This window comes from Roseobacter weihaiensis (genome assembly GCF_020622345.1).
GTDB classification, from domain to species: Bacteria; Pseudomonadota; Alphaproteobacteria; order Rhodobacterales; family Rhodobacteraceae; genus Roseobacter; species Roseobacter weihaiensis.
Genome location: NZ_JACNMO010000025.1, coordinates 23897 through 49773, shown reverse-complemented (window position 1 = coordinate 49773; position 25877 = coordinate 23897). Strand labels below are relative to the sequence as shown.

The 25877-nt window shown below is 62.5% G+C and carries 25 protein-coding genes and 1 riboswitch; of the genes, 15 read left to right on the top strand and 10 right to left on the bottom strand.

Going from position 1 to position 25877, the window contains the following annotated elements:
- Positions 1-3 precede the first annotated feature (3 nt).
- Entirely contained in the window at positions 4-744 is a 741-nt protein-coding gene (locus H7847_RS21085; protein ID WP_227271468.1) for an SDR family oxidoreductase, read from the top strand.
- Positions 734-1171 carry a hypothetical protein gene (locus tag H7847_RS21080; RefSeq protein WP_227271467.1) on the top strand — a complete coding sequence of 146 codons (438 nt, stop codon included), beginning with the start codon at positions 734-736 and terminating at the stop codon, positions 1169-1171. The genes H7847_RS21085 and H7847_RS21080 overlap by 11 nt, the downstream gene beginning before the upstream one ends.
- A 7-nt stretch (positions 1172-1178) precedes the next feature.
- Here H7847_RS21080 and H7847_RS21075 read toward each other — a convergent pair whose 3' ends face one another.
- Positions 1179-1667, bottom strand: a complete 489-nt coding sequence (locus H7847_RS21075; RefSeq protein ID WP_319799787.1) for a transglycosylase SLT domain-containing protein — start codon at positions 1665-1667, stop codon at positions 1179-1181.
- A gap of 585 nt (positions 1668-2252) precedes the next feature.
- Between H7847_RS21075 and H7847_RS21070 the strand changes: the two genes are divergently transcribed.
- The 7 genes from H7847_RS21070 to H7847_RS21040 all read left to right on the top strand — a co-directional run bounded on the left by H7847_RS21070 (position 2253) and on the right by H7847_RS21040 (position 8101).
- Entirely contained in the window at positions 2253-2735 is a 483-nt protein-coding gene (locus H7847_RS21070) for a hypothetical protein (RefSeq protein ID WP_227271465.1), read from the top strand.
- Between the two features lie 103 nt (positions 2736-2838).
- Positions 2839-4350: an Asp-tRNA(Asn)/Glu-tRNA(Gln) amidotransferase subunit GatB gene (gene gatB, locus H7847_RS21065; protein WP_227271464.1), complete on the top strand. Its 1512-nt coding sequence runs from the start codon at positions 2839-2841 to the stop codon at positions 4348-4350.
- A gap of 182 nt (positions 4351-4532) precedes the next feature.
- Positions 4533-4621, top strand: a riboswitch (TPP riboswitch).
- Positions 4622-4660: 39 nt separating this feature from the next.
- On the top strand, positions 4661-5434 hold the full coding sequence (gene thiM, locus H7847_RS21060; RefSeq protein ID WP_227271463.1) for a hydroxyethylthiazole kinase: 774 nt from the start codon (positions 4661-4663) through the stop codon (positions 5432-5434).
- Positions 5431-6075, top strand: a complete 645-nt coding sequence (thiE, locus tag H7847_RS21055) for a thiamine phosphate synthase (RefSeq protein WP_227271462.1) — start codon at positions 5431-5433, stop codon at positions 6073-6075. The genes thiM and thiE overlap by 4 nt, the downstream gene beginning before the upstream one ends.
- Positions 6072-6893: a bifunctional hydroxymethylpyrimidine kinase/phosphomethylpyrimidine kinase gene (gene thiD, locus H7847_RS21050; RefSeq protein ID WP_227271461.1), complete on the top strand. Its 822-nt coding sequence runs from the start codon at positions 6072-6074 to the stop codon at positions 6891-6893. Before thiE ends, thiD begins: the two co-directional genes overlap by 4 nt.
- Positions 6890-7588 (top strand): thiaminase II, encoded by a 699-nt coding sequence (gene tenA, locus H7847_RS21045; protein ID WP_406676028.1) that lies wholly within the window; start codon positions 6890-6892, stop codon positions 7586-7588. Before thiD ends, tenA begins: the two co-directional genes overlap by 4 nt.
- 114 nt (positions 7589-7702) lie before the next feature.
- The gene (locus H7847_RS21040) at positions 7703-8101 is read left to right on the top strand and encodes a DUF4177 domain-containing protein (RefSeq protein WP_227271460.1); all 399 of its coding nucleotides are present in this window, start codon (positions 7703-7705) and stop codon (positions 8099-8101) included.
- 84 nt (positions 8102-8185) lie between these two features.
- On the opposite strand, the gene H7847_RS21035 is transcribed toward H7847_RS21040, so the two are convergent.
- Complete coding sequence (locus H7847_RS21035) at positions 8186-8443, bottom strand: BolA family protein (protein ID WP_227271459.1); 258 nt, start codon at positions 8441-8443, stop codon at positions 8186-8188.
- A gap of 75 nt (positions 8444-8518) precedes the next feature.
- On the opposite strand from H7847_RS21035, the gene H7847_RS21030 reads away from it, so the two are divergent.
- The 6 genes from H7847_RS21030 (at position 8519) to H7847_RS21005 (ending at position 15087) form a co-directional block, all read left to right on the top strand.
- On the top strand, positions 8519-9145 hold the full coding sequence (locus H7847_RS21030) for a J domain-containing protein (protein WP_227271458.1): 627 nt from the start codon (positions 8519-8521) through the stop codon (positions 9143-9145).
- A gap of 125 nt (positions 9146-9270) precedes the next feature.
- On the top strand, positions 9271-10257 hold the full coding sequence (cobS, locus tag H7847_RS21025) for a cobaltochelatase subunit CobS (protein WP_227271457.1): 987 nt from the start codon (positions 9271-9273) through the stop codon (positions 10255-10257).
- Positions 10258-10260: 3 nt separating this feature from the next.
- On the top strand, positions 10261-10956 hold the full coding sequence (locus tag H7847_RS21020) for an aspartate/glutamate racemase family protein (protein WP_227271456.1): 696 nt from the start codon (positions 10261-10263) through the stop codon (positions 10954-10956).
- A 3-nt stretch (positions 10957-10959) separates the two neighbouring features.
- Positions 10960-12837: a cobaltochelatase subunit CobT gene (gene cobT / locus H7847_RS21015; protein ID WP_227271455.1), complete on the top strand. Its 1878-nt coding sequence runs from the start codon at positions 10960-10962 to the stop codon at positions 12835-12837.
- Between the two features lie 41 nt (positions 12838-12878).
- On the top strand, positions 12879-14669 hold the full coding sequence (locus H7847_RS21010; protein WP_227271454.1) for an aminopeptidase P family protein: 1791 nt from the start codon (positions 12879-12881) through the stop codon (positions 14667-14669).
- Positions 14670-14742: 73 nt separating this feature from the next.
- Positions 14743-15087, top strand: coding sequence for a DUF427 domain-containing protein (locus H7847_RS21005; protein ID WP_227271453.1), 345 nt, complete (start codon positions 14743-14745; stop codon positions 15085-15087).
- A 7-nt stretch (positions 15088-15094) separates the two neighbouring features.
- On the opposite strand, the gene H7847_RS21000 is transcribed toward H7847_RS21005, so the two are convergent.
- The 8 genes from H7847_RS21000 to H7847_RS20965 all read right to left on the bottom strand — a co-directional run bounded on the left by H7847_RS21000 (position 15095) and on the right by H7847_RS20965 (position 25815).
- Complete coding sequence (locus tag H7847_RS21000; protein ID WP_227271452.1) at positions 15095-16780, bottom strand: chloride channel protein; 1686 nt, start codon at positions 16778-16780, stop codon at positions 15095-15097.
- A gap of 67 nt (positions 16781-16847) precedes the next feature.
- Entirely contained in the window at positions 16848-18497 is a 1650-nt protein-coding gene (gene recN, locus H7847_RS20995) for a DNA repair protein RecN (protein ID WP_227271451.1), read from the bottom strand.
- A gap of 34 nt (positions 18498-18531) precedes the next feature.
- Positions 18532-19401: an outer membrane protein assembly factor BamD gene (locus H7847_RS20990; protein WP_227271450.1), complete on the bottom strand. Its 870-nt coding sequence runs from the start codon at positions 19399-19401 to the stop codon at positions 18532-18534.
- Between the two features lie 178 nt (positions 19402-19579).
- Complete coding sequence (gene lpxC, locus H7847_RS20985; RefSeq protein ID WP_227271449.1) at positions 19580-20503, bottom strand: UDP-3-O-acyl-N-acetylglucosamine deacetylase; 924 nt, start codon at positions 20501-20503, stop codon at positions 19580-19582.
- A gap of 209 nt (positions 20504-20712) precedes the next feature.
- Positions 20713-22353 (bottom strand): cell division protein FtsZ, encoded by a 1641-nt coding sequence (gene ftsZ, locus H7847_RS20980; RefSeq protein ID WP_227271448.1) that lies wholly within the window; start codon positions 22351-22353, stop codon positions 20713-20715.
- Between the two features lie 334 nt (positions 22354-22687).
- The gene (gene ftsA, locus H7847_RS20975; protein ID WP_227271447.1) at positions 22688-24022 is read right to left on the bottom strand and encodes a cell division protein FtsA; all 1335 of its coding nucleotides are present in this window, start codon (positions 24020-24022) and stop codon (positions 22688-22690) included.
- Between the two features lie 3 nt (positions 24023-24025).
- Positions 24026-24907: a cell division protein FtsQ/DivIB gene (locus H7847_RS20970; protein WP_227271446.1), complete on the bottom strand. Its 882-nt coding sequence runs from the start codon at positions 24905-24907 to the stop codon at positions 24026-24028.
- The gene (locus tag H7847_RS20965) at positions 24895-25815 is read right to left on the bottom strand and encodes a D-alanine--D-alanine ligase (RefSeq protein WP_227271445.1); all 921 of its coding nucleotides are present in this window, start codon (positions 25813-25815) and stop codon (positions 24895-24897) included. Before H7847_RS20965 ends, H7847_RS20970 begins: the two co-directional genes overlap by 13 nt.
- Positions 25816-25877: the final 62 nt, after the last annotated feature.

The following is a 25877-nucleotide window of genomic DNA, read 5'->3' as shown; positions in this document are numbered from 1 at the left end:
CCCATGAAACCCGTTATGCTTATCACCGGCGCCTCTGCCGGTATCGGGGCCGCCGCCGCCCGGATTGCCGCGGCGCGCGGCTACGATCTGGCGCTGAACTACCGCTCAGACGACGCAGGGGCCGACGCGGTGGCCAAGACCTGCCGGGAAGCGGGCGCAGAGGTGCTGCTTTGCAAGGCGGATGTGGCCGACCCGGTGGCAATCGAGGCGATGTACGAAAGCATCGACACGACCTACGGCCGCCTTGACGTGCTTATCAACAACGCCGGTGTGGTCGATCAGACCGCCAAGGTCACGGATCTGACCCATGCGCGCTTGCGACGGATGTTCGACATCAACGTCATCGGCGCGATGCTCGTGGCGAAGGAGGCCGTGCTGCGCCTTCAGGCGGGCGGGAAAGGCGGGGTGATCGTCAATATCTCCTCGGCTGCCGCCCGTCTGGGATCCGGCAACCAATATGTTGACTACGCGGCCTCCAAAGCGGCAATTGACTGTTTTACCAAAGGCTTGTCGGACGAAGTTGCGGCGGATAACATTCGGGTCATGTCGATCCGCCCCGGCCTGATAGAAACCGAGCTTCACGCCAAGGGCGGTGAGCCGGGTCGTGCGGACAAGCTCGCCCATACGGTGCCGATGAAGCGCAAGGGCTCTGCCGAGGAAGTGGCACAGGCGATCTTGTGGCTCTGTTCGGATGAGGCAAGCTATGTCACCGGCTCGACGCTGGATGTGACGGGTGGGCGCTGAGGCTTTTCGGTATCGCCGCGAAGCACGCAACCGTGCCACAGTGCTGGCGGTTGCGGGGATCTGGGGGGCCCTGCTGGCGGCCCTGATCCTGGTCGAGGCGGCGCCCTGGCTGATGGCCGTGATCGGCGCGTTCACCCTGCCCGCGGTGTGGGAGCTTTACAAAAACCCCGCCGCCGGGCTCGATTTTACCGACACGCACCTCAGCTGGTTCACGGGCCGCCGCACGGCACAACTGGACTGGCGCGACATCGACCGCTTCCGTCTGGACACGCGGCTCGATATGTCCGTCCGGGCCACGGCGGTGCTTGGCAGCGGGCGTAAGATCAGACTGCCCTATGAATGCACCCCGCCCCACAAGATGTTCGAAGCCGCCCTGAACGCCCGCGGCATCCGCACCGAGCGGCACCATTTCTCACTGATCGGCTAGCGCCAGGTCAGGCCGGGTCCTGACAGAAGGGTTGCGCCTTGAGCCAGCCCGAGATGTCACGCTGCTTTGACGCCACACGCAGCGGTCCCCAATCGGCAGCGACACCGCGCCAGCGCCCGTCATAGTCTTCGATCACGCCGTCGCGTGGCACGGTCACAGCCATGATGCGGACGGCACAGCTGAGGTTCGCACCGCCATCCTTCAGCGCCTCGCCCGAGCCCGCGCGGCATTCATACCCCCGTGCCGTCGCGGGTGAGATCTGCAACAGACCAAACCACTTTCCGTTGCTGCTGACCGCGCGGGGCTTGTAGGTGCTTTCATGTTTGGCCAGCGCCGACATGAACCCCACCCAGAACGCCTTGCGTCCAGCCGGATCGGCCTCTTCATAGGCCGGGCACCACGCATCGATGTCTTCGGGCACTGTCTCCACCAGCGGCTGCCCGTGGGTGGCCAGTGCTTCGACCGCATCGACGTTCCACTCAGCATGGTCAGGCACGTGGCTCCAGCGCATCTGCGGCAACGACCCCGACGTCCCTGAATCAGTTGCGCGGTCCGCTTGTGCGCAGGAGGTGAGCACGAAGACAGACAAGGACAGAGCGAAAAGACATTTCATGGCGGCATATGGCCCAGCGAAAGGATCAATGACAAGCCCGCCATGGAGAAGATCGGCGGCATTCCGCAGACCTTTCAAAGACCATTCTGTGACCATCGGGCGTGATCGTTACCCATTTGGGAACAACCACCGGCGATTGTTCACGAAGAGAGCTCAATCAACGCGATATCTCCGCTCTGGTGCCATTTTTAAGCCTAAAAGAAACGTCAGGTTAAGGCCTGTTGTAACTGAAAGGCCGTGTTGAATGGTGTTTATGTCGTACGAGTGCTGGGCAAGTGACCAGACCCCCAAGGCTGCCCGGGCGGGCATCGGGTCGCCTTTGTCGGTCAAAGATCAGCCGCAAATGCCCCCACGGCACGTGACGTTCGATGACCGGCGCAGGATCACACATTGGTCGCGCCGCTCTTTGACCCCCAGCGGCCGTCTGGCCGTGATCTGCTGAACCAAGACACCGAGAAAGGATGCATCATGGGAAAGATACCCGAAGACGCCGCTCACTGGGACAGTGGGGATTGGATAGAATGGCACCGCGTGACCCCTGAAACGGCCACTGAGAGTTGCTCCTCTGCGGCTCAGGAGCCGCTGGCACGCCTGACCGCGATGCATGTCAGCCTGCTGCGCGCGGCCAAGGGATATTACGAAATAACCGGGCATCACCTGCCCGTCTATGACGTGATCGCCCAGGTTCATGCGGCCATCCACTGTGACATTCCGCTCGAAGGCCCGGATCGCGACTGCGAGGAGACCGGCGTCGAGCTGCTGCACCTGCCTCCCTTTGGCCGCTCAAAAACGGTCAAGGTTGACCTTGAACGCCCGTTCAAGACGCTGATCGTGGTGCGCATCAAGGAAAATTTCACGACCGAAGCCAAGATGATCCCGCGCTCCTCCCTGCCTGACACTTCCGAGGGCCTTTATTCCCTGGGCTGGCGGGCACTGCCGCACAAGATCTGATCTGCACGCCCTGTCCTGCGGGTCTGCCCCGCTTGGGGCTTGCAGCACTGCGCCCGCTGGCCTAAACCCCTGCCACATGCGCTTGGCCTCAGGGGAAATACCCATGCTCGATCTGACCTATGACACACCCAAACCAAAGGTAATCGCCGGTGCCAGGGAAGACTGGGAACTGGTCATCGGCATGGAAGTCCACGCGCAGGTCTCCTCGAACGCCAAGCTCTTCTCTGCCGCCTCCACCAAATTCGGCGCGGAACCCAACAGCAATGTCTCTTTCGTGGATGCGGCGATGCCCGGCATGCTGCCCACGATCAACGAATACTGCGTCGAACAGGCCGTGCGGACGGGGCTGGGCCTCAAGGCAGACATCAATCTGAGTTCCGCCTTTGACCGCAAGAATTATTTCTACCCCGACTTGCCGCAGGGCTACCAGATTTCGCAGCTCTACCACCCCATCGTGGGGGAAGGCGAGGTGCTGGTCGAGCTTGGCGATGGCACCGCGCGGCTGGTGCGCGTCGAACGCATCCATCTGGAACAGGACGCCGGCAAGAGCATCCACGACATGGACCCGAACATGTCTTTCGTGGACCTCAACCGCACCGGTGTGGCGCTGATGGAAATCGTCTCGCGCCCCGACATCCGGGGCCCCGAAGAGGCCGCCGCCTATCTTGGCAAATTGCGGCAAATCCTGCGTTACCTGGGCACCTGCAACGGTGACATGCAATCGGGGGCGATGCGCGCGGATGTGAATGTCTCCATCTGCCGGCCGGGTCAGTACGAGAAATATCAGGCCACGCAGGATTTTTCGCATCTCGGCACCCGCTGCGAGATCAAGAACATGAACTCCATGCGCTTTATTCAGGCGGCCATCGAGGTCGAGGCGCGCCGCCAGATCGCGATTGTGGAAGGCGGTGGCACGGTCGATCAGGAGACACGTCTTTATGATCCCGACAAGAATGAAACCCGCTCCATGCGGTCCAAGGAAGAGGCGCATGACTATCGCTATTTTCCCGATCCCGACCTTTTGCCGCTGCAGATCGAGCAAGCCTGGGTCGATGACATTGCCGCCCGCCTGCCCGAACTGCCCGACGCCAAGAAGGCGCGTTTCATCAGCGACTTCGGCCTTTCCGATTATGACGCCTCGGTTCTGACCGCCGATCTGGACAGCGCCGGGTACTTTGAAGCCGTCGCCGCCGGTCGCGATGGCAAGATGGCGGCAAACTGGGTCATCAACGAACTCTTTGGCCGCCTGAAGAAAGACGACAAGGGGATCACCGACAGCCCCGTGTCCCCGGCCCAGCTTGGCGGGGTGATCGACCTCATCGCCTCTGATGCGATTTCCGGCAAGATTGCCAAGGAGCTCTTTGAGATCGTCTATACCGAGGGCGGTGATCCGGCAGAAATCGTCGAGGCGCGCGGCATGAAGCAGGTGACCGACACCGGCGCCATCGAGGCCGCCGTGGACGAGATCATCGCCGCCAACCCCGATCAGGTTGCAAAAGCCAGGGAAAACCCCAAGCTTGCAGGATGGTTCGTGGGGCAGGTGATGAAGGCCACCGGGGGCAAAGCCAATCCGAAAACGGTCAACCAACTGGTCTCTCGGAAACTCTCTGAATAGAATCCGGCAGGGCCATCGGCGCGCCGCAACACACCCCTAGGGGGTTGGGGCGGCCACAGATCAACCGCCTGATACGACCCGTGATGTGGCGAAACACCTGCTGCAACCCTGCAGCGGAGCGCCGGCCCATCCCTGATCCGTGAAACGCGGTGATTGACGATCCGTCAGAGTGCCATTACCTCTAGACCTACCAGGGGCGCTGCAAAGCTGAGATGTACCCTTTGAACCTGAACCGGATAATGCTGGCGGAGGGAGGTCGTGTGCTTGGGTGAGCCCTGCGTCGTCTCTTTTTGCCCAAAAAGGAGACGTCATGCCCCCGAACAGTCTGATGACAGCCCTGCGTGCGCAAAACCCTCTGGTGCACTGCATCACCAATTATGTCGCGATGAATATCGCTGCGAATGTCGTATTGGCCGCCGGGGCATCCCCTGCCATGTTGCATGCCGAAGAAGAGATTGCCGATTTCACCCCCCTCTGCGGCGCGCTGACGATCAACATCGGCACGTTGTCAGCGCCCTGGCTCAAAAGCATGCGCGCGGCAGCCCAGATCGCACAGGATCGCGACCTGCCCTGGGTGCTCGATCCGGTGGCCCATTTCATTTCAGGCTATCGCAGACGCGCCGCGCAGGCGCTGTTGGCGCTGCGGCCCAGCATCGTGCGCGGGAATGCCTCTGAAATTCTGGCATTGACCGGCGAAGCCGGTGCTGGCAAAGGCGCAGACAGCGGGGACAGCGTTGAGGCGGCCAAGGGGGCCGCGAGAAACCTTGCAAAAGATTTCAATACCGTGGTCGCCGTCACCGGACCCGTGGATTTTGTCACCGACGGTGCCCAAGAGGCGCATGTCTCCGGCGGGTCGGCGTTGATGCCGCAGGTGACCGCCCTGGGCTGTTCGCTCACCGCCTTAATGGGGGCTTATGCGGCAACCGGTCCTGCCTTTGAGGCCGCCATCGCCTGCCTTGCGCATTTCAAGGTGGCCGGGTCCCGGGCCGCGACAGAGGCCCGGGGCCCCGGCAGTTTTCAGATGCATTTCCTGGATGCTCTTGCCGCAGCGGACCCGAATGAGCTGCCAAAGGTGATTGCATGACACGCGCTCTGCGTGATCGCTTGCGCCTTTATCTGGTGACCGACCCGGAGCTCTGTGCCCGGCAAGGGCTGGTGGCCACGGTCCGGGAGGCTGTCGCCGGGGGTGTGACGATGATCCAGCTCCGCGACAAGACGGCCAGCACCGCTGAGCGGGTCGAAAGAGCGCGCGCGCTCAAACACCTTTTGAGAGGTCTGGAGGTCCCGCTGATCATAAACGACGACCCCGAAGCGGCCGTTGCGGCCGGGGCCGATGGCGCACATATCGGTCAGGGTGATATCGCGCCCGCGCAGGCCCGTGCCCTGCTGGGTCCGGACAAGATACTTGGCCTGTCGTGTGAGACGCCGGACGCGGTTCGCGCCGCCGACCCTGCGCTGGTGGACTATCTGGGTCTTGGCCCGGTCTTTGGCACCGCGACGAAAAACGACCATGCTCAAGTGATCGGCCTGGACGGGCTAGCACGGATGGTGACGCTATCTCCCTTGCCCACCGTGGCCATCGGAGGGCTGAAACCAGCGCATGTGAAGCCTGTGCGCAACAGCGGTGCCGACGGGTTGGCGGTGGTCTCGGCCATCTGCGGCCAGCCCGATCCACAAGCCGCCGCCCGCAGGTTTCATTTTGACACAAGAGAGGAATCCGAATGATCGCCAATGTTCTGAGTATCGCGGGGTCAGACCCGTCCGGAGGCGCCGGAATTCAGGCAGACCTCAAGACGATTTCGGCAAACGGGGCTTACGCCATGGCCGCACTCACCGCGCTGACGGCGCAAAATACCCAAGGGGTTGCTGGCATCCACCTGGTGCCGCCGAGGTTTGTGCAAGACCAGATCGCCGCCGTTTTCGAGGACATCCGCGTCGATGCCGTCAAGATCGGCATGATCGCCACGGCCGATATCGCCGATGCCATCGCCGGGGCGCTTGAGACGCGGGAGGCCGGACCCATCGTTCTTGATCCTGTGATGATCGCCAAGGGCGGTGCGACCTTGCTGCATGACGACGCTGTGGCCGCGCTGTGCAACCGGCTGCTGCCACTGGCGACCGTGCTCACCCCGAACCTGCCCGAAGCCGCTCATCTGCTGGACACGCCCGTCGCGCGCACACGCGACGAGATGGCAGCGCAAGGCCGGGCTCTCTGCGCGCTCGGCCCGCAGGCGGTGGTGATGAAAGGCGGCCACCTGCAGGGCGACGACAGCCCGGATTGCCTGGTCACCGCGCAAGATGCGCAATGGTTCGAGGCCAAACGCAAAGCGACGCCCAACACCCATGGCACCGGCTGCACCTTATCCTCTGCCTTGGCGGCGCATCTGGCAAAGGGCGTGCCACTGGCGCAGGCCGTGGCGGCAGCAAAGACTTATGTCGCGGCGGCGATTGCCCATGCAGACGAGCTTTCGGTGGGGTCCGGTCATGGCCCGACGCACCACTTTGCAACCCTTTACCCAACCTCAAAGAGATCCGCAGAATGATGACAGACAAATACGGTCAAACCTTTCGCCGCTGGCGCGCCGCATGCGCATCCGACTGGCAGGCCTACACAGGGCACGCATTCGTAGAAGGGCTGCGCACCGGGTCATTGCCACGGGCGTCTTTCCTGCACTACCTCGTGCAGGATTACGTCTTTCTCGTGCATTTCTCCCGAGCCTGGTCTTTGGGCGTGGTCAAAGCCGAAACGCTTGAGGAAATGAAGGTCTGCGCCGGGACAGTCGATGCGTTGGTCAACCACGAGATGGCGCTACATGTGGCGACCTGTGCGGCGGAAGGCATTGATGAAGCGACGTTATTCGCCGCAACCGAAGAGGTCGAGAACCTCGCCTATACCCGTTATGTCATGGACAGCGGTCTGCAGGGGGATTTCCTCGACCTGATGGCAGCGCTTGCCCCCTGCTGCTTTGGGTACGGTGAAATAGGAACGCGGCTGGCCCGGTCCCATGCACCCGACACACCCTACCAAAACTGGATTGAGACCTATGCCGGTGAAGACTACCAAAAGGTCATGGCATCGGTCGGTGCAATGATCGACAAGGCAATCGCTCGGCGTCTCGGCCCCGATCCGACGCAGGCAGCCCGCTGGGCGCAGCTTCAAGAGCGATTTGCCACCGCCACCCGGCTTGAGATCGGTTTCTGGGACATGGGATTGCGGGGCGGCCTGGCTGCAGAATAAGGCTCTGAAACCGGGAGATGCGCGTTTAGTGGCCGCATTAAGGGGTTCTGTGCCAGTGCCTTTGCGTCTGTCTGCTGCTTTGATATAACGCTGTGGTACGATTAGGATCATGTCATGTCACACTTCGAATATCGCGTCATCGCCGCCCCGACCCGCGGCGTCAAAGCAAAGGGCATCAAAACCGCGGAGGCGCGGTTCTTGCACGCGCTCGAAGAGGTGATGAACACCATGGCCTCGGAGGGGTGGGAATATCAGCGTGCAGAAACCCTTCCTTCGGAGGAACGGTCGGGGCTGCTTTCAACCACGTCGACCTTGCGCAATGTGTTGGTGTTCCGGCGCGTCAAAGCGGCGAGGGCAGAAACTGAACCGACCCTGCCGCCGCTCAAGCAACCAGCGGGTACGAGGCAGCTGCCCCCAGAGCCAGAGCTCACAATCCCACAAAACCGCCATGACGATGCGTCAGGCGGCGCAGGTGAATATCGGTTGCGGCGCGATGCCGACCTGGATCACTAAAGTGATGTTGCCCGTCTGACGGGGTCTCTTGAAAAGCTCTCGGCTACCAAGGGCATCTCGAAAACAGATGATTAAACGGCTGTGCTAGACGTCTACATCAAGCGCCAGCGCATGTATCTCGGAGATCAGCTTGGGCCCCAGGGCGCTGTGGATCGCGCGGTGCCGGGCCAGCCTGTTCATATCGGCAAACTGATCCGCGCGGATAAGCACGTTGAAATGGCTCTCCACCCCTTCGGTAAAACCCGCATGCCCGCGATGGCTTTCCGTATCATCCACAACCTCCAGCGCGCGCGGCGCAAAGGCATCGCGCAGGCGATCTTCAATCTGTTGCCGTTTAGACATTTTTTTCCGTTGCCCCCTTCCCTCTTTCTGCGTGCAGTCTAAACTAAGCGGCCTCGACTCGTATAGGTGCCAAATATGCCAAAACCTGATCCTTTCGGATTCGACATGTCCGTGTCTTCTTCAAAGAAGAAAAATCCGCGTGGACGGCGCGGCATGTCAGGCGCGTCAGAAACCTCGACGCGCATCTGCGACCATGACGGATGTCATGAGCCGGGCAAGTACCGCGCGCCGAAAGCGCCCGATGTGCTGGACGATTATTTCTGGTTCTGCCAGGCTCATGTGCGCGAGTATAATCTGAAGTGGAACTTCTTTGACGGCACCACCGAGGCCGAGCTTAACGCCCAGATGTCAAAGGACAAAGTGTGGGAGCGCAACACCAAGCCGATGGGCGATCCCGAGGCACGGGCCTGGGCCCGGCTGGGGATCGAGGACCCGCATCAGGTGCTGGGCGCCAATGCCACGCAGAACCCTGGGCGTGGCCCGCAGGCCGGTCGCAGGCTGCCCCCGACAGAACGCCGCGCGCTGGAAATTCTTGAGGCGAAAGACACCTGGACCAAACCCGAGGTGCGCAAGGCCTACAAGGCGCTCATCAAGGTACTGCACCCGGATATGAACGGCGGCGATCGCAGCCAGGAGGAGCAGCTCCAGGAGGTCGTCTGGGCCTGGGACCAGATCAAGGGAAGCCGCAATTTCAAGGACTGATGGTCTAACGATTGGCCCCAACTGGCCCGGCCCTTTCCCTTGCACCTCTGCGCAATATGTTGCACCAGATGGCGCGGGTAAAAAGCCTGCCCCTCACTCACGACTTACTTGAAGGACCAAAGCATATGGCCGATGGCGCGCTGGACATCAATTCAAAGCCCACCGAAGACATCAATGTCCGTGACGTCTTCGGCATTGACACCGACATGGTCGTCAAAGGCTTTGCCGAAGGCAGTGACCGGGTGCCGGACCTTGATATGACCTACAAGTTTGACCCTGACACGACGCTGGCCATTCTCGCCGGGTTTACCCACAACCGCCGGGTGATGATCCAGGGCTATCACGGGACGGGCAAATCGACGCATATCGAACAGGTGGCCGCGCGTCTGAACTGGCCGGCGGTACGGGTGAACCTCGACAGCCACATCAGCCGGATCGACCTGATCGGCAAGGATGCGATCAAGTTGAAAGACGGCAAGCAAGTCACTGACTTTCAAGAAGGTATCCTGCCCTGGGCCTTGCGCAACCCGACCGCGATTGTCTTCGACGAATATGACGCGGGCCGGGCCGATGTGATGTTCGTGATCCAGCGCGTGCTGGAGGTGGATGGCAAACTGACCCTGCTGGATCAGAACCAGGTCATCACGCCGCACCCCTATTTCCGCATCTTTGCCACGGCGAACACCGTCGGTCTTGGCGATACGACGGGGCTCTATCACGGCACCCAACAGATCAACCAGGGCCAGATGGACCGCTGGTCGCTGGTCGCCACGCTCAACTACCTCAGCGTCGACGCCGAAACCGCCATCGTGCTGAGCAAGAGCCCGCATTACAACACCGAGAAGGGCCGCAAGACCGTCAAGCAGATGGTCACCGTCGCGGATCTGACGCGCACGGCCTTCATGAACGGGGACCTCTCCACCGTGATGTCGCCGCGCACGGTCATCGCCTGGGCTCAGAATGCCGAGATTTTCCGCAACGTCGGTTATGCGTTCCGGCTGAGTTTCCTGAACAAATGCGATGAGTTGGAGCGGCAAACCGTCGCGGAATTCTACCAGCGCCTCTTTGACGAGGAACTCCCCGAAAGCGCCGCCAGCGTGAGTTTGGGATAAGCCATGCACATCGGGTTGATCGGCGGTATCGGCCCGGCAGCCACGGTGGTTTACTATCAGCGGCTGACGGCCCTGATGCGGGAGCGCGGCAAGAAGCTGGACCTGACAATCGTGCAGGCAAGTGCGGATGAGCTGATTGCCAACAACCTTGCGGATAACCGCGCAGCGCAGACCGAAATCTACGCGGATCTCATCGCGCGTCTGAAAGCCGCAGGCGCCGACTGCGCTGCGATCACGTCGCTCGGCGGGCATTTTTGCTATTCGGAGACGGAGGCAATCAGCCCGTTGCCGCTGGTCAGCGGTGTGACGCCGCTTGATGCTCATTTCGAAGCGCGGGACCTTGGAACGGTCGGTCTTTTGGGCACAGAGGTCGTGATGCGCACCCGCCTCTACGGCCAACTGGTGAAAACACGGGCAGTGGCGCCCGAGGAAATGGCAGACGTGGGCAAAACCTATCTGGAGATGGCCGTAAGGGGCACCGCGACAGAAGCGGATCGGGCCTTCTTTTTTGCCGCCGGAGAAAGATTGATCGCGGATCAGGGGGCCGAGGCCGTCGTGCTTGCAGGTACAGATCTGGGTCTGGCGTTTGACGGGCATGATCCGGGCTATAAAGTGATTGATGCACTGGACGTGCATGTTGCCCTGCTGGCCGATCTGGCCTCGGGCATAGCTGAGTTGCCGCAGATGGCGAAAGGGTGAGCGATGAGCAAGCAGTCTGACAATCCGGCTGATGCATTCAAGAAGGCGCTGTCGGAGGCGACGAAGGTCATGGCGCATGATCCGGAGCTGACGGTTTCCTATTCTGTTGATCCGGCGGGCGTTTCGGGGGATTCGATGCGGCTGCCGCAGGTGTCGCGCCGCATGACCCGCGACGAGGTGATGCTCGCGCGGGGCACGGCCGACGCGCTCGCGCTCAATCGCCGCTACCATAGTGGCCAGACCCATGCGAAGTACCAGCCGCAAGGCGAGATGGCGCGCGAGCTTTACGAGGCGATGGAAACCGCCCGCTGCGAGGCGATGGGCGCGCGGGACATGCCCGGCACCGCGGGCAATATTGACGCAAAGATCGCCCATGAAGCGATGCGCAAAGGCTACGATCAGGTCACGCAGGCCGCCGATGTGCCGCTTGCCGCGGCGGCAGGCTACCTGATCCGCCACCTGGCCACGGGCCGCGATCTGCCCTCCGGGGCGCAGAACGTCATGGACCTGTGGCGCGGCTTTATCGAGGACCAGTGCGGCGGCACGCTAGACGATCTGGATGAGACCCTGTCGGACCAGTCGGCGTTTGCAAAGCTGGCGCGGCAGTTGATCTCTGATCTGGGGTATGGGGATCAGCTGGGCGATGATCCTGATCAGCTGGACGAGGATCAGGAGGACGAGGCCGAGGAGGGCACCGACGACGATTCCGATCCCGACAGCACCGGGCAGGACGATCAGGACGAAGAAGAGGCTGACGCCTCACCCGAGCAGTCCCAAGAAGAGCAGCAGGATGCCGCGCAGGCTCAGGTCTCCATGGACGATATGGCCGATCAGGAGATGGGCGAGGAAGCCGAGATGCCCGAGGGCGAAGCGCCGATGGAGCCGCCTGCCCCGCAGCCCATCTCGGACGCAGATCCCAATTACGCGGTCTATCTTGCAGAGCATGACGAAGAGATCGGCGCCGAAGAGCTGGCCGACCCGGTTGAGCTGGAACGCCTGCGGGCCTACCTCGACCAGCAGTTGGAGCCCCTGAAAGGGGCCGTGAGCCGTCTGGCCAACAAGCTGCAGCGCCGTTTGCAGGCCCAGCAGAACCGGTCGTGGGAGTTTGATCTGGAAGAAGGCATGCTGGACGCGGGCCGTCTGGCGCGGGTAGTGGCCAATCCGACCACGCCGCTGAGCTTCAAGGTCGAAAAGGATACCGAATTCCGCGACACCGTGGTGACGCTGCTGCTGGACAACTCCGGCTCCATGCGCGGGCGGCCGATTTCGATTGCCGCGATCTGTGCGGACGTGCTGGCGCGCACGCTGGAGCGGTGCAACGTCAAGGTCGAAATCCTCGGCTTTACCACACGCGCGTGGAAGGGCGGTCAGGCCCGCGAGGCCTGGCTGAATGACGGGCGGCCGCAACAGCCGGGACGGCTGAACGACCTGCGCCACATCATCTATAAATCCGCCGATGCCCCATGGCGGCGAACGCGGCCCAATCTGGGGCTGATGATGAAAGAGGGGCTGCTGAAGGAAAACATCGACGGCGAGGCGCTGGAATGGGCGCACCGCCGGATGCTGATGCGGGGCGAGGCGCGCAAAATCCTGATGGTGATTTCGGATGGGGCCCCGGTGGATGACAGCACCCTATCGGTGAACCCGGCCAATTATCTGGAAAAACACCTGCGGGATGTCATCGCCATGGTGGAAAAGCGCAAGGCCGTCGAATTGCTGGCCATTGGCATCGGGCACGACGTGACGCGCTATTATGATCGCGCGGTCACGATCACCGATGTGGACCAGCTGGCGGGCGCAATGACAGAACAGCTTGCCGCCCTCTTTGACAATGATCCCAGGGCGCGGGCGCGCGTGATGGGCATAAAGCGGGTCAGCTAAGGCGGCCTGACGTTTTCGCAATCGGGAAAAAGGGGGCTCCCATGTACCAGTCTTTCGAGGTCACCGCACGTCCCGACCAGGGGCCACCCCGGCTGGCAGCCCTCCGGGAGGTTCTGGTGGCGGAGGGGTTGGACGGCTTCCTGATCCCGCGCGCGGATGCCCATCAGGGCGAATATGTGGCACCGCGCGATGAGCGGCTGGCCTGGCTCACCGGCTTTACCGGGTCCGCCGGGTTTTGTGCCGCCCTGCGGGATATAGCCGGTGTGTTCATTGATGGGCGCTACCGCACGCAGGTCAAGGCGCAGGTCGCGGCGGAGTTCACCCCCGTGCCCTGGCCCGAGACCTCCCTCGCAAGCTGGCTGGCCGACAACGCCCCGAAGGGCGCCGTTGTGGGCTTTGATCCATGGCTGCACACCCCGCGCGAGATCGACACGCTGGAGAAAAAGCTCGCCGATAAGCGCATCGAAATGCGCCCCTGTGACAACCTGATCGACCGTATCTGGCCAGATCAGCCGACGCCGCCCATGGCACCGGCCAAGGTGCATCCGCTGGAGTTTGCCGGGGAAAGCCATGCCGACAAACGTCAGAGGCTCGGCGCAGCACTCAAGGAGGCCGGGCAAGCCGCGGCCCTGATCACCCTGCCGGACTCGCTGTGCTGGCTCTTGAACATCCGCGGCGCGGACATCCCGCGCAACCCCATCGCGCAAGGGTTTTGCGTGCTGATGGCCAACGGGCAGGTGCATCTCTTCATGGCGGCGGAAAAACTGACAGAGGTGCGCGATCATCTGGGCCACGAGGTCACGCTGCACCCGCCGGAAACACTCGTTGCCTTTCTGGAACGTCTCGACGGCCCGGTGCGGCTGGAGAAAAGCACCGTTCCCCTGCGGCTGGCCCGCGCGGTGGGCGACCGGGGCGTCTGGGGCGATGACCCCTGCGCCCTGCCCAAAGCGCGCAAGAACGCGGCCGAAATCGAAGGCTCTGCGGCCGCCCATCTGCGGGACGGCGCGGCGGTTGTCGAATTGCTGGCCTGGCTCGATGCACAGCCCCCCGGCAGCCTCACCGAAACCCAGGTGGTCAGCAAGCTCGAAGCGTTCCGGCGCGTGGACAACGCGCTGCGCGACATCAGTTTCGAGACCATTGCCGGTACCGGGCCCAACGGCGCAATCATGCACTACCGCGTCACCGAAGAGACCGACAGCCGCCTCGAAGACGGGCATCTGATCGTGATCGACAGTGGCGGACAGTATCTGGACGGGACAACAGATATCACCCGCACCATTGCCATCGGCTCCCCCCCGCAGGAGGGCAGAGAGGCCTTTACCCGCGTGTTACAGGGGATGATCGCGATGAGCCGGCTGCGCTGGCCCGTCGGGCTTGCAGGCCGCGAGATCGAGGCCATCGGGCGGCTGCCGCTGTGGATGGCCGGGCAAGATTTCAACCACGGCCTCGGTCACGGTGTCGGAGCCTATCTAAGTGTGCATGAAGGCCCCCAGCGCCTCAGCCGTGCCAGCGCCGTACCGCTGGAGCCGGGCATGATCCTATCCAATGAACCGGGTTATTATCGTGAAGGGGCGTTCGGCATCCGCATCGAGAACCTGATCGTCGTGCAGGAAGCGCCGCTTCTGCCCGGTGGGGATGACGACCGAAAAATGCTCCACTGGCGTACGCTTACCTTTGTCCCGATTGATCGGCGGCTGGTGGTGCGTGACATGCTGACCCGGGCGGAACGAGACTGGCTGAATGCCTATCACGCCGAGGTTCTGGAAAAGATCGCCCCCCGAGTGTCACCGGAGGCCAAAGCATGGCTGGAGAGCGTGACAACCCCGCTCTGATCCGCCGGCCTCTGCCGCGTTTACAATCCTGCGGGCCGAAAATAGAGTGCGCGAGCAACAGAGAGACAGCAAGATGGCCAACCACATCACGATCCGAAAAGCCCAAGGCACCTGGTCCGTGCGCGCCGGTGGCGCAATTCTGGGCGAAAGCAATGATGCTTTGGAGCTGCAAGAGGGCGACTATCCGGCGGTCATCTATTTCCCACGCAAGGACATTGCGATGGCGTTTCTGGATTCCTCGGACAAATCGACCCATTGCCCGCATAAGGGGGACGCCACCTATTTCTCGGTTGTGACCAAGAGCACGACGCTCCGGGATGTGGTCTGGTCCTATGAGGCGCCGAAAGAGGCCGTCGCGCGGATCAAGGATCATCTGGCCTTTTATGCCAATGGCGAGGTCACGGTAGAACAGATCTGAGCCGCCGTCAGGAATGCTCCTCCGCCGCGGTGGCGGCCAGCGCGCGGTTGTAGACCTTGAGCGCATCGACGTGAAACAGCGCCCCGATCAGTTCCGGTGGACCTATGCCCGACGCAAACCGCACCACCGGGATGAAACTGGCCCCGGCCTCAAAAAGCGGCATCGCGGCCTCCAGCGTGGCGTCGGGCCGCAGGTATATCCCTTCCCTCACCATTTCCTGACAACGAATCTCATTCGCGGCATGCGGATCATCCCTGCCCCGGGTGAGGGCGGCGACCCGGAACATGGCCAGAAGATAGGCTTGCGGGCCTTTGGCCAAATGGATGTTACGCCGTTCGAGCTGGCTGAGAAAAAAGCTGCGATCCACAAGCCGGGACGCCAAGGCGGTGGACAAGGACACCGCGACCATCACCGCAAGCCCGGTCTGCCAGTCGCCTGTCAGCTCAAAGACTATGAGCGTGGTCGAAATCGGCGCGCCCAGCACCGCGGCGGCCACCGCCCCCATCCCAGCCAGCGCATAGAGCGAGATGGAGCCCGACACATCGGGAAAGATACCCGTCGCGATCAGCCCAAAGCTCAGGCCTGTCAGCGCGCCGATCATCAGCGAGGGCGAAAAGACCCCCCCGCCCATGCGCCCGGCCATGGTAATCGCTACCGCAATGGTCTTGAGGATCGCAAAGACGATGGCGTCCCAGAGCAAGAGCTGCCCGTCGAGCGCGAGGAAGGTCGTCTCGTAACCCACGCCAATGATATGCGGATAAAAGATCGCGATCCCGCCCAGCATCGCCCCGGCAACGGCAGGACGCAGCCAGCGTGGCAGGCGGATGGTTTTCTGTACCAGCGTGCCGACATCATCCGCCCAGAAAATCGCCTTCATCAGGGCCACCGCCACGAGACCGCTGACCAGGCCCAGGATCAGATAGGCGGGCAGTTCCTGATAGAACTGCACTTCGTTGACAGTGGTCAGCGTGAACTCCGTCACGCCGCCGAATTCGAGCCGGTTGATGACCGTGCCCGCCGCACTCGCAATCACGATCGGTGCAAAGGCGTGTACCGCGAAGTGGCGCAGCACGACCTCAAGCGCAAAAAGCGCGCCCGCAATCGGTGCGTTGAAGCTCGCTGACACGGCGGCGGCCACGGCACAGCCAAGAAGGTCACGGCCCGTGATCCCATCCGCCAGAATCCGGCGACTGACAAAGGTCGAGATCACCGCCGCAAGATGCACCACCGGTCCTTCCCGACCCGTCGATCCGCCCGTGCCCAGCGTGATCATCGAGGCCAGTGCCGAGGCAAGGCCCGCTCTTGTCTCGACCCGGCCATTGTGCATGGCCGCACCGTGGATCACATCGGCCACCGACCGGGCTCGCCCGTCCTTGGTAAAAAGATGCAGGATGACGCCCACCACCAGCCCCCCGCAGATCGGAATGATCAGGATCAGGTACCACGGCAGCGATTCCGCAAAGCTATGCAGCAGACGCACATCTTCCGTGCCGTAGAGGTAGGTCTGCAAGGCATTGACACCCTTGCGAAAAAACAGGGCCGCAAATCCCGCCGCAATGCCCACCGCAAGGGCGATGAACCAGAACTGGATCTGGCTCGGGCCGCGGTGGCGCAGCAGGTCGTAGCCCTCCCGGCAGGAGGTCTTCAGCTTGTCGAATTGCTGGCTTGGAAAGGATCGCGTTTTCCCGGACATCTACCCTGGCCACTGTATCTTTTCTGTCTAGGACAAGCGGTGGCGTCGGGAAACCCCTTGTGCCGCCCTAACCTGCCAATAATGCCCTTGCGGCACCGCGTGCCTCATCCGTGATCGTATCGCCCGACAGCATGCGCGCGATTTCGTCGATCCGCGCGCCACCGGGCAGGACTGTCACGGTCGATGTGGTCATCCCGTTCGCGACCCGTTTTTCCACCCGCCAGTGATGCGCGCCCAAGGCCGCGACCTGCGGCGAATGGGTCACCACCAGCACCTGTCCGCCCTCTGCAAGGGCCGCCAGACGGCGCCCCACCGCATCTGCTGTCGCCCCGCCCACGCCCCGGTCGATCTCGTCGAAAATCATCGTCAGGCCGGTTTGGCTTTTGGTCAGGCACACCTTAAGCGCCAGCAGAAAGCGGCTCAGCTCACCGCCCGATGCGATCTTGTTCAAGGCCCCGGACGGCGCGCCGGGGTTGGTGGCGACCGTGAAGGCAACCGCATCCGCCCCGTCCGGCCCGGCTGTGTCTGGCGTGATGCGAGTGGTAAAGACCGCGCGCTCCATCTTGAGGGGGGCGAGTTCGGCGGTGACCTCTGTATCGAGCTGGGCTGCGGCCCGAATGCGCGCCTCGGTCAGCTGACCGGCAGCCTGCCGGTACGTGGCCTCCGCCAGGTCGGCTGCCTTGCGCAACTGGGCCAGATCCGCATCCCCCGCATCAAGGGCCGACAGCTTGGCGCGCAGCTGGTCCGCAAAACCTGCCAGCGCATCAGCCGGGACATCATGCTTGCGGGCCAGCGCCCGGATCGCGAACAGACGTTCCTCGGTGTCTTCCAGTTCTGCCGGATTGAAGGTCAGCCCCTCGATGGCGCGGGCAACCCCGTCCATCGCCTCATCCAGTTCCACCATTGCGCGCCCGAGAGCCGCCATCGGGGCTTCCAGCGCCCCATCCGCAGGTTCCGCCGCGCCCTCCAGCCAGCGCAGTGCATCACTCAGCGCAGCCTCCGCCCCCTGATGGCCCAGCACCTCATGGGCGCGCAGCACGTCACTGCGAATTTTCTCAGCGCCCTGCATGGTGCGGCGGCGCTGATCCAGCTCGGCGTCCTCGCCGGGCTGCGGGGCCAGCGCGTCCAGCTCAGCCACAGCGTGCCGCAGGAACTCTTCTTCATCCTGGATGGCGGCCATCGCCGCTTCGGCAGCTGCCAATGCTTTGGCGGCCTCCCCCTTTTGCCGCCAGGCCCCGCGCACCTCAGCCTTGAGCGGGTCCAAGGCGGCAAATTCATCAAGGATCGCCCGATGGCCGCGCGGATTGAGCAAACCGCGATCGTCGTGCTGGCCGTGCAGCTCCACCAGCGTCTCGGAAAGCTGCCGCAACACGTCCCCCGAACACCGCCGGTCATTCACCCACGCCGTCTTGCGCCCGTCCTGCGTGTTGACGCGTCGTAAAAGCAGCTCGTCCCCCCCGGGCAGTCCGGCCTCTTGCAGGATGGCATGCGCCGGATGACCGACGGGCAGGTCAAACCATGCGGTGACCTCTCCCTGCGCGGCCCCCTGCCGGACCAGATCCGCCCGGCCCCGCCAGCCCAATACAAACCCCAAGGAATCCAGCAGGATCGATTTGCCCGCCCCGGTCTCACCGGTCAACACATTCAGGCCGGGTTGAAAGGCAAGCTCCAGCCTTTCGATGATGAGCATGTTGGAGATATCAAGCCCGCGCAGCATCGGCTTTATCCGTTCCTTGGGTGGGCGCGCCGCCTCAGAGCCAGTCGCCCCTGACCGTCTGACGGTAAATCTGGCGCAGCCAGTTGTCGCCGCTGGCTTCCGGGCGCAGTCCCTGGCCGGTCAGCAAGGCAAAGCTGTCCTCGTACCAGACCGTCGACTGATAGTTGAACCCCAGAATGGCGGCGGCGGTCTGTGCCTGATCGGTCAGGCCAAGTGACAGATACGCCTCCACCAGACGGTGCAGCGCTTCGGGCGTGTGTGACGTGGTCTGGAAATCCTCGACCACAACACGGAACCGGTTGATCGCCGCCGTGAAGTGATCGCGGCGCAGATAGTAGCGCCCGATCTCCATCTCCTTGCCGGCAAGATGGTCAAAGGCCAGATCAAATTTCAGAATGGCGGAGCGTGCATAGTCGCTGTCCGGATAGCGTTCGATGGTCTGACGCAGCGCTTGCAACGCCTGAAAGGTCAGCCCCTGATCGCGTCCGACTTCGTCGATCTGATCGTAGTAGCTGAGCGCCAGAAGGTATTGTGCGTAGGCCGCGTCATCGTCTTCGGGGTAGAAATCAATAAACCGCTGTGCTGCGGACCGGCTGTTGGGGTAATCCTGATCCTGATGGTAGGAAAACGCCTGCATGATAAGCGCGCGACGGGCCCAGTCGGAATAGGGATAAAGACGCTCGATCTCGGCAAAGTAAAACGCGGCCTCTTCCGGCTGGTTGCGGTTCAACTCGAATTCGCCACGCTCGAAAATCTGCTCGGCGTCGTATGTTTCCAGCGGAATTTCCTGCGGATTCAAGAAACTGCCCGTGGTACGACCCGTGTCGGTGGCGCAGGCCGACACAGCAGAAATCGCCAGCGCGATTACAACCCATCGCCGTCCAGATCCTCGTCGCCCACTCATCCCTTGGTACCTTCGCTCCGTCATCTGCGCAGCCTGATAGAACCACGCTTTAATCGGTCCTAACATAGAATTTTCGCGGGCAAAATGCTCTTTGCGCCCCAAAGAGATTATAAGCTTTGACGTGGAGAAAAAGAAACCCGACACACGCAGAAATGACCGAAAATGTCGGATAAACCAATCAGGCGACGGCTGGAATTTCATCCCACGCAAGACCATATCCCGGCAGGCTGGACGCCGTGTGCTTGTCGCACACGATCATGCGCACAGCGCCAGGTGTTGCAAAGAGGGTCCGCAACAGCGTGTTGGTCAAGGAATGACCCGCGCGTACGCCCGTGTAATGCCCGATCATCGGTGCCCCCGCCAAAGCAAGATCCCCCAGGGCGTCCAGCATCTTGTGGCGCACGGGTTCATCCCGGTGACGCAATCCACCCGGGCTAAGTACCCGGTCGCCTTCAAAGACAACCGCGTTTTCACCGGATGTGCCCCCGAGTGCGAGCCCGTTGGCGCGCATCGCGTCAACGTCCGCCTGGCGGCAGAAGGTGCGGCTGTCGCACAGTTCCCGCGCAAAGCTGCCGTTATTCATGACAAGTGACTTTTCCTGATGGCCGATCGCCGCATCCTCAAAATCGATCTGAAAGTCGATCCTCAGGGTGTCTGCGGGACCAAGCGTCGCTGTGGCTTCGCCATCGGTCACGGTGATTTCCTTGAGCACTTCAAACGCCCGGATGGGCGCATTCAAAGTGCGCAGCCCGCGCTGCATGATGCCGCGCACGAAAGGCGCGGCAGAGCCGTCCAGAATTGGCACCTCAGGCCCGTCAATTTCGATCAGCGCATTGTGCAGACCGCATCCCGCCAGCGCCGCCATCAGGTGCTCAACGGTTGAGACCTGAAGACCCGAGGCATTCTGCAGCTTCGTGCAAAGTGGCGAGCGCACCACGCAATCCCAGCGGGCGGGGATCAGGCGGTCCCCCACGGCCACGTCCGAGCGGGAGAACCAGATACCATGCTCTGCGGACGCGGGTCTGATCGTCACAGTGGCCTTATGACCCGAATGCAAGCCATAGCCGGAAAAGCTGATTGGTGATTTGATCGTTGTCTGCACGTGGCCCCCACGAATAATTCAGTCGGACTTCCGCCCTGTTGGCATCGTATCTAGGTTTCAGGGCGTTTGGGCTCAACTCAATCTTTGCAACCGACTGAAACACAACTGTTACATTTGAGCGCAAAGGCGCTTGCGGCTATATAAACCGCTGTTTTAAAAAGAAAAAAGGCTGCGCGATGGCAGCCCTTTCCGTCACTTTCGTGAAGAGGTTAATTCGCCTGACGCCGCAAAAATGCAGGGATTTCGATCCGTTCCTGATCGGGGTCTTCCTGGTCTTGCGGAACCTGGGCCGGCGCCTGCGCCCGTTCGGGCATTGGCGGCTGCTGGCGGGACGGCGTGGGTTGCCCCCCCTCTGCATGCCCGGTCATCCGGTTGATGAGAGAGTTGATCCCAAACCGTGGCCGCTCCTCTTGGGCGCTTGCCGCAACCCGAGGTTCCGGCGCCCGCGGTTGGGCGGCAGGGGCTGCCTTTTGCGCTGCCGCGCGTAAACGGGCCATCGCCTCGGGCGATGGTGTCCCCGGTGCCGGGGCGCGCGGGGCGACGAAGCTTTCTGCCTCCGTTTCCGTATCAATGCTGGAGCGGTTGGGATCGAAAGCCGCAACCTGTGGCTGGTAGGCGGGAGCAGGCAGATCGTCCGTGGCAACCTGCTCTGGTGCTGGCGCATCGAAAAAGCTGTCACGGGGCGTTTCCGGCGCGGCGGGCTCTGCATCCAGCGTGCCAAAGAGCGATGGTTCCTCCTCGGCGGTTTCGCTGACCTGAGCGGCCACGGGGTCCGGCGCCTGCTCTGTTGCGCCCTCTGCGGCTGGCGCGTCGTCGACCTGGGCAACAGGCTGCAAAGGCTGAGACAGCGACCGGCGCGGCACGGGCATTTCCGTGTTCACATCCGTTGCGTCAATGCCCGTGGCGACAACGCTGACCCGCATCAGGCCGCCCATTTCAGTGTCCAGCGTGGAGCCGACGATGATGTTGGCGTCCGGATCGACCTCTTCGCGGATGCGGTTGGCCGCCTCGTCCAGTTCAAAGAGGGTAAGATCATGCCCGCCGGTGATGTTGATCAGCACACCTTTGGCTCCGCGCAGCGAAATCTCGTCCAGCAGCGGGTTGGCAATCGCCTTTTCCGCGGCTTGGATCGCACGATCTTCGCCATCCGCCTCACCCGTGCCCATCATCGCCTTGCCCATCTCGTCCATCACGGCGCGGACATCGGCAAAATCAAGGTTGATGAGACCGGGGCGGACCATCAGATCCGTGACGCCCTTAACCCCCTGATAAAGCACATCATCCGCCATGGAGAATGCTTCGGTAAAGGTGGTCTTTTCATTGGCCAGACGGAAGAGGTTCTGGTTTGGGATGATGATCAGCGTGTCGACGACCTTCTGCAGCGCCTCGACGCCGTCCTCGGCCTGCCGCATGCGCTTGCCGCCTTCGAACTGGAAGGGCTTGGTGACCACGCCGACGGTCAGCACGCCCAACTCGCGCGCGGCCTGCGCGATGATCGGCGCCGCACCGGTCCCGGTGCCGCCACCCATCCCGGCGGTGATGAAGCACATATGCGCGCCCGCCAGATGATCCACGATCTCTTCGATGCTCTCTTCGGCCGCCGCAGCACCGACGGTCGGACGCGCGCCCGCCCCCAGCCCTTCGGTGACCTTGACCCCGAGCTGCACGCGATTGTCCGACTGGGCCTGCTGCAGCGCCTGTGCGTCGGTGTTGGCCACAACAAATTCAACGCCATCGAGCGCCTTCTCGATCATGTTGTTCACCGCATTGCCACCAGCGCCACCCACGCCAAATACCGTGATGCGTGGTTTCAGATCTGCCTGTCCGGGCATCGAGAGAGTAAGGGTCATGCTTAAATCCGCCTGTTCTGCTTCCCGCATTCGCGGGTGTTTTTTCTGCCAATCCTACAAGGACACTACCGGGTACACATCGTAGCGTCACGCAAAAAACGCAAATACGCCACAAAATATGGGTGATAAAAGGCTGAAACCAACCGCTTTCTGGGGTAATCGGCAAGATATTGCGGAAAATCCAAGCTGACCCATAGAGCAACGCACAAAATCACCGGCCCGGCGCCCGATGGCACAGGAGGAATGCGGCTGGTTGTGGCTGACTGCTCGGTCTGCCTTTGATTTTTTTTTCTTACTTTCAGTTTACGCGATTCGAGGTCTTAACGCCAGCTTTTCACCAATTGTCCCGGAACCATTTCACCGCCCGTTTCAAGGAGCGCTGCGGGTAGCCATCGGCGGGAATATCGAAATCCCACCATTCATCCTGCGGATGCGCCGCAAAGAGCGACAGCCCCACCACAGAGGCAAATCCCGGCCCCGTCGCGGCCTGCGGCAGCCCATGCACCCGAAGCGGTCGGCCCAACCGCACCTGCTGGCCAAGGATTTTGCTGGCCAAACCGTCAAGGCCGGGGATCTGGCTGCCCCCGCCCGTCAGCACGATCTGCTGGCTGGGCAGATGGTCAAACCCCGCCGCGTCAAGCCGGGCGCGCACGTCCTCGAGGATCTCCTCGACCCGCGGGCGCATGATGCCGATGACTTCGGCCCGGCTGGCGGTGCGCCGGTCGTGTTCAAAATCCCCTGTGTCGCCCCCGATCTCGATCATCTCGCGATCATCCACGCCGGTGGCATGAACGCCGCCGTAAAAGGTCTTGATCCGCTCGGCATTCGCCATCGGGATCTGCAGCCCCATGGAAATGTCTGAGGTCACATGGTCGCCACCCATCCGCACCGCATCGGAAAAAATCATGTGTTTCTTGATGAAGACCGACACACCCGTGGTGCCGCCGCCGAGATCGATACAAGCTGCGCCAAGCTCCTGCTCGTCCTCCACCAGCGACGAAATACCGCTGACATAGGCGGAGGAGGCAATGCCCGCCAGCTCCAGATCGCAGCGCCGGATGCAATGCGCCAGATGCTGCACCGCCGCCCCGTCCACCGTCAGCATGTGCAGATCGACCGAGAGCGCATTGCCCAGCTGTCCGCGCGGATCGCTCAGTCCGGAGCGGTGATCGAGGGCAAAATTGACCGGCTGGGCGTGCAGGACTTCGCGGCCCGGACCGTAGTCCGGCACATCGCAGGCGGCCAGCACGCGGGCCACGTCCTCTTCGGTGACCGCCTCCCCTTCCAGGGGCAGTTGCGCGTCGAGCCCGTAGGACCGCGGCGCGGCGCCGGCGAAACAGGCAATGACGTGATCCACCCGGATGCTGGCCATCTTCTGCGCGCCCTGAAGCGCGGTACGAATTGCGCGTTCGGTCTCGGCCATGGCGCAGATCTCGCCGAATTTCACGCCCCGCGACCGGGTCGTGGCGGCGCCAATCACGCGAAACCCCGACTGGCCCGCAAGCGAGCCGATCTCGCCCTCTTCCTCCAACGGCGGGGCCCCATCAAAGCGCAGCACAAGACAGGAGATTTTCGACGTCCCGACATCGAGGATGGCCACCACGCCGCGCTGCATCGCAGCCTTGCGCATGTTTCGCATCTGCCTCTGGCTGTCGTATAAATCACTCATCTTCTATTGTCCTGAAACCTGTCGTATTTCCCACCAGGTCTTGGTGGCATAATCGCTCATCTGTACTGTCGGCCGTGCGCTCAGACGCAAATCGACCCGGGTAATATCCCGTGACAGAATGTCCTGTGCCTTATCGAGCGTTAGCACCCGCTCCAGCGCCTGCACGGCTGCGGCTTCGGGCAGCAAGATGCGCTGGTTGCGGTCCAGTACGACGTCCCAGCGCCGCTCGCCCATGCGCACGATGCCACGCAACCGGTTCCCCAAGGGGGCTGCCGCGCGGTAGAGACTCAACGCCTCCTTCACATGTTCAGATGCCCCCTGTCCCGCGATCAACGGCAGGTCAGGCCGATCCATGCGGCTGTCAAGGGCTCGGATATGGACCCCCATGACATCGATCAGGGCCAGACCGTCGCGGCTGCGCCAGATGGCCACCGGCCTGCGCGGCGTCACATCAACCTGCATGACACCGCCCGGCCGAATGCGCACGGTGGCGGTCTGGACCGGGTCGAGCGCGATGATGCTGTCGCGGATACTGCCGAGGTCCAGATCGAAGGAGCTCAGCGGAAAATCCAGCGGCACGACGGTTCTAATCTCTGCAGCAAGCGCATCGTCGGCGCCATCCACCGCCATCAGCTGCACCATGAACTCAGGCCGGGTCTCGAAGCTGGCGCGCGCCTCCGCGACACTCTCCCAGATCGCTGCACGGCGGTCTGCATCCGACAGCCACCAGGTGGCGGCGCCAAATGTCAGCACCACCGGCACACCGGCACGCAGGAACAGCCGGAAGGCGGGCGTCAGCATCAGCCGCTGCATCCGCCAGGACCAGCGGGACGGAGCCGGGTCACCGATGCGTCTGGGTGTACGGGATCGGATCAGCGATCGCATGACGCATCCTCCACCATCCAGGCGCAAAGCTTGCCAAAGGGCATGCCCATTGCCGCGGCCTGCTCGGGCGAGAGCGAGGTTGCGGTCATGCCGGGCTGGGTGTTTGTCTCCAGCAGGATCAGCCCCGCGACCCCCCTGGTTTCATCCCAGCGAAAATCGGTGCGGCTGACCCCTCTGCACCCCAGCGCGTTGTGCGCGCGCAGGGCGTAATCCATGCAGAGGTCGAATATTTCGGGCGGCACATCCGCCGGCACCACATGTTGTGATCCGCCCGGTTTGTATTTGGCATCATAGTCATACCAGCCATCGGTGAGGATATCGGTCACCGTCAGGGCGCGATTTCCGATCACGGTGGTGGTCAGCTCACGCCCTGGTGCGAAGGCTTCTACCATGACTTCATCCGGCATATCGGCCGAGAGCTGCGGCGGCCCGTTGGCCATCTCATGCACCAGATAGACCCCGACAGAGGAGCCTTCGTTATTGGGCTTGACCACGTAGGGCGGCTGCATGACATGCCCCATGCGGACATCCGCCGATTTGGCAAGTACGGAGGGCACGACCGGCAGCCCGGCCGAGACAAAGACATCCTTGCTGCGCTGCTTGTCCATTGCCAGGGAAGACGCCAGCACACCCGAATGCGAATAGGGCACCCTCATCCACTCCAGCAAGCCCTGCACGCACCCGTCCTCGCCCCAGCGCCCATGCAGGCAGTTGAGCACCGCATCCGGGGAGATCTCTTGCAAACGGGTACAGAGATCGCGGCCCGCATCGACCTCGATCACCTTGTATCCTTCGTCCCGCAAAGCGGCAGCGCAGGCTTTGCCCGTGGACAGGGATACGTCACGCTCCGACGAAGGCCCGCCCATCAATACTGCCACTTTCGGGGGTGTCCTGCTCGACTGACCCACCTTGGTGCCTCTGGTGTGGGCCCTTTTGCGGGCCCGTTATGTTTTGGTTTTGTCCGACTTTT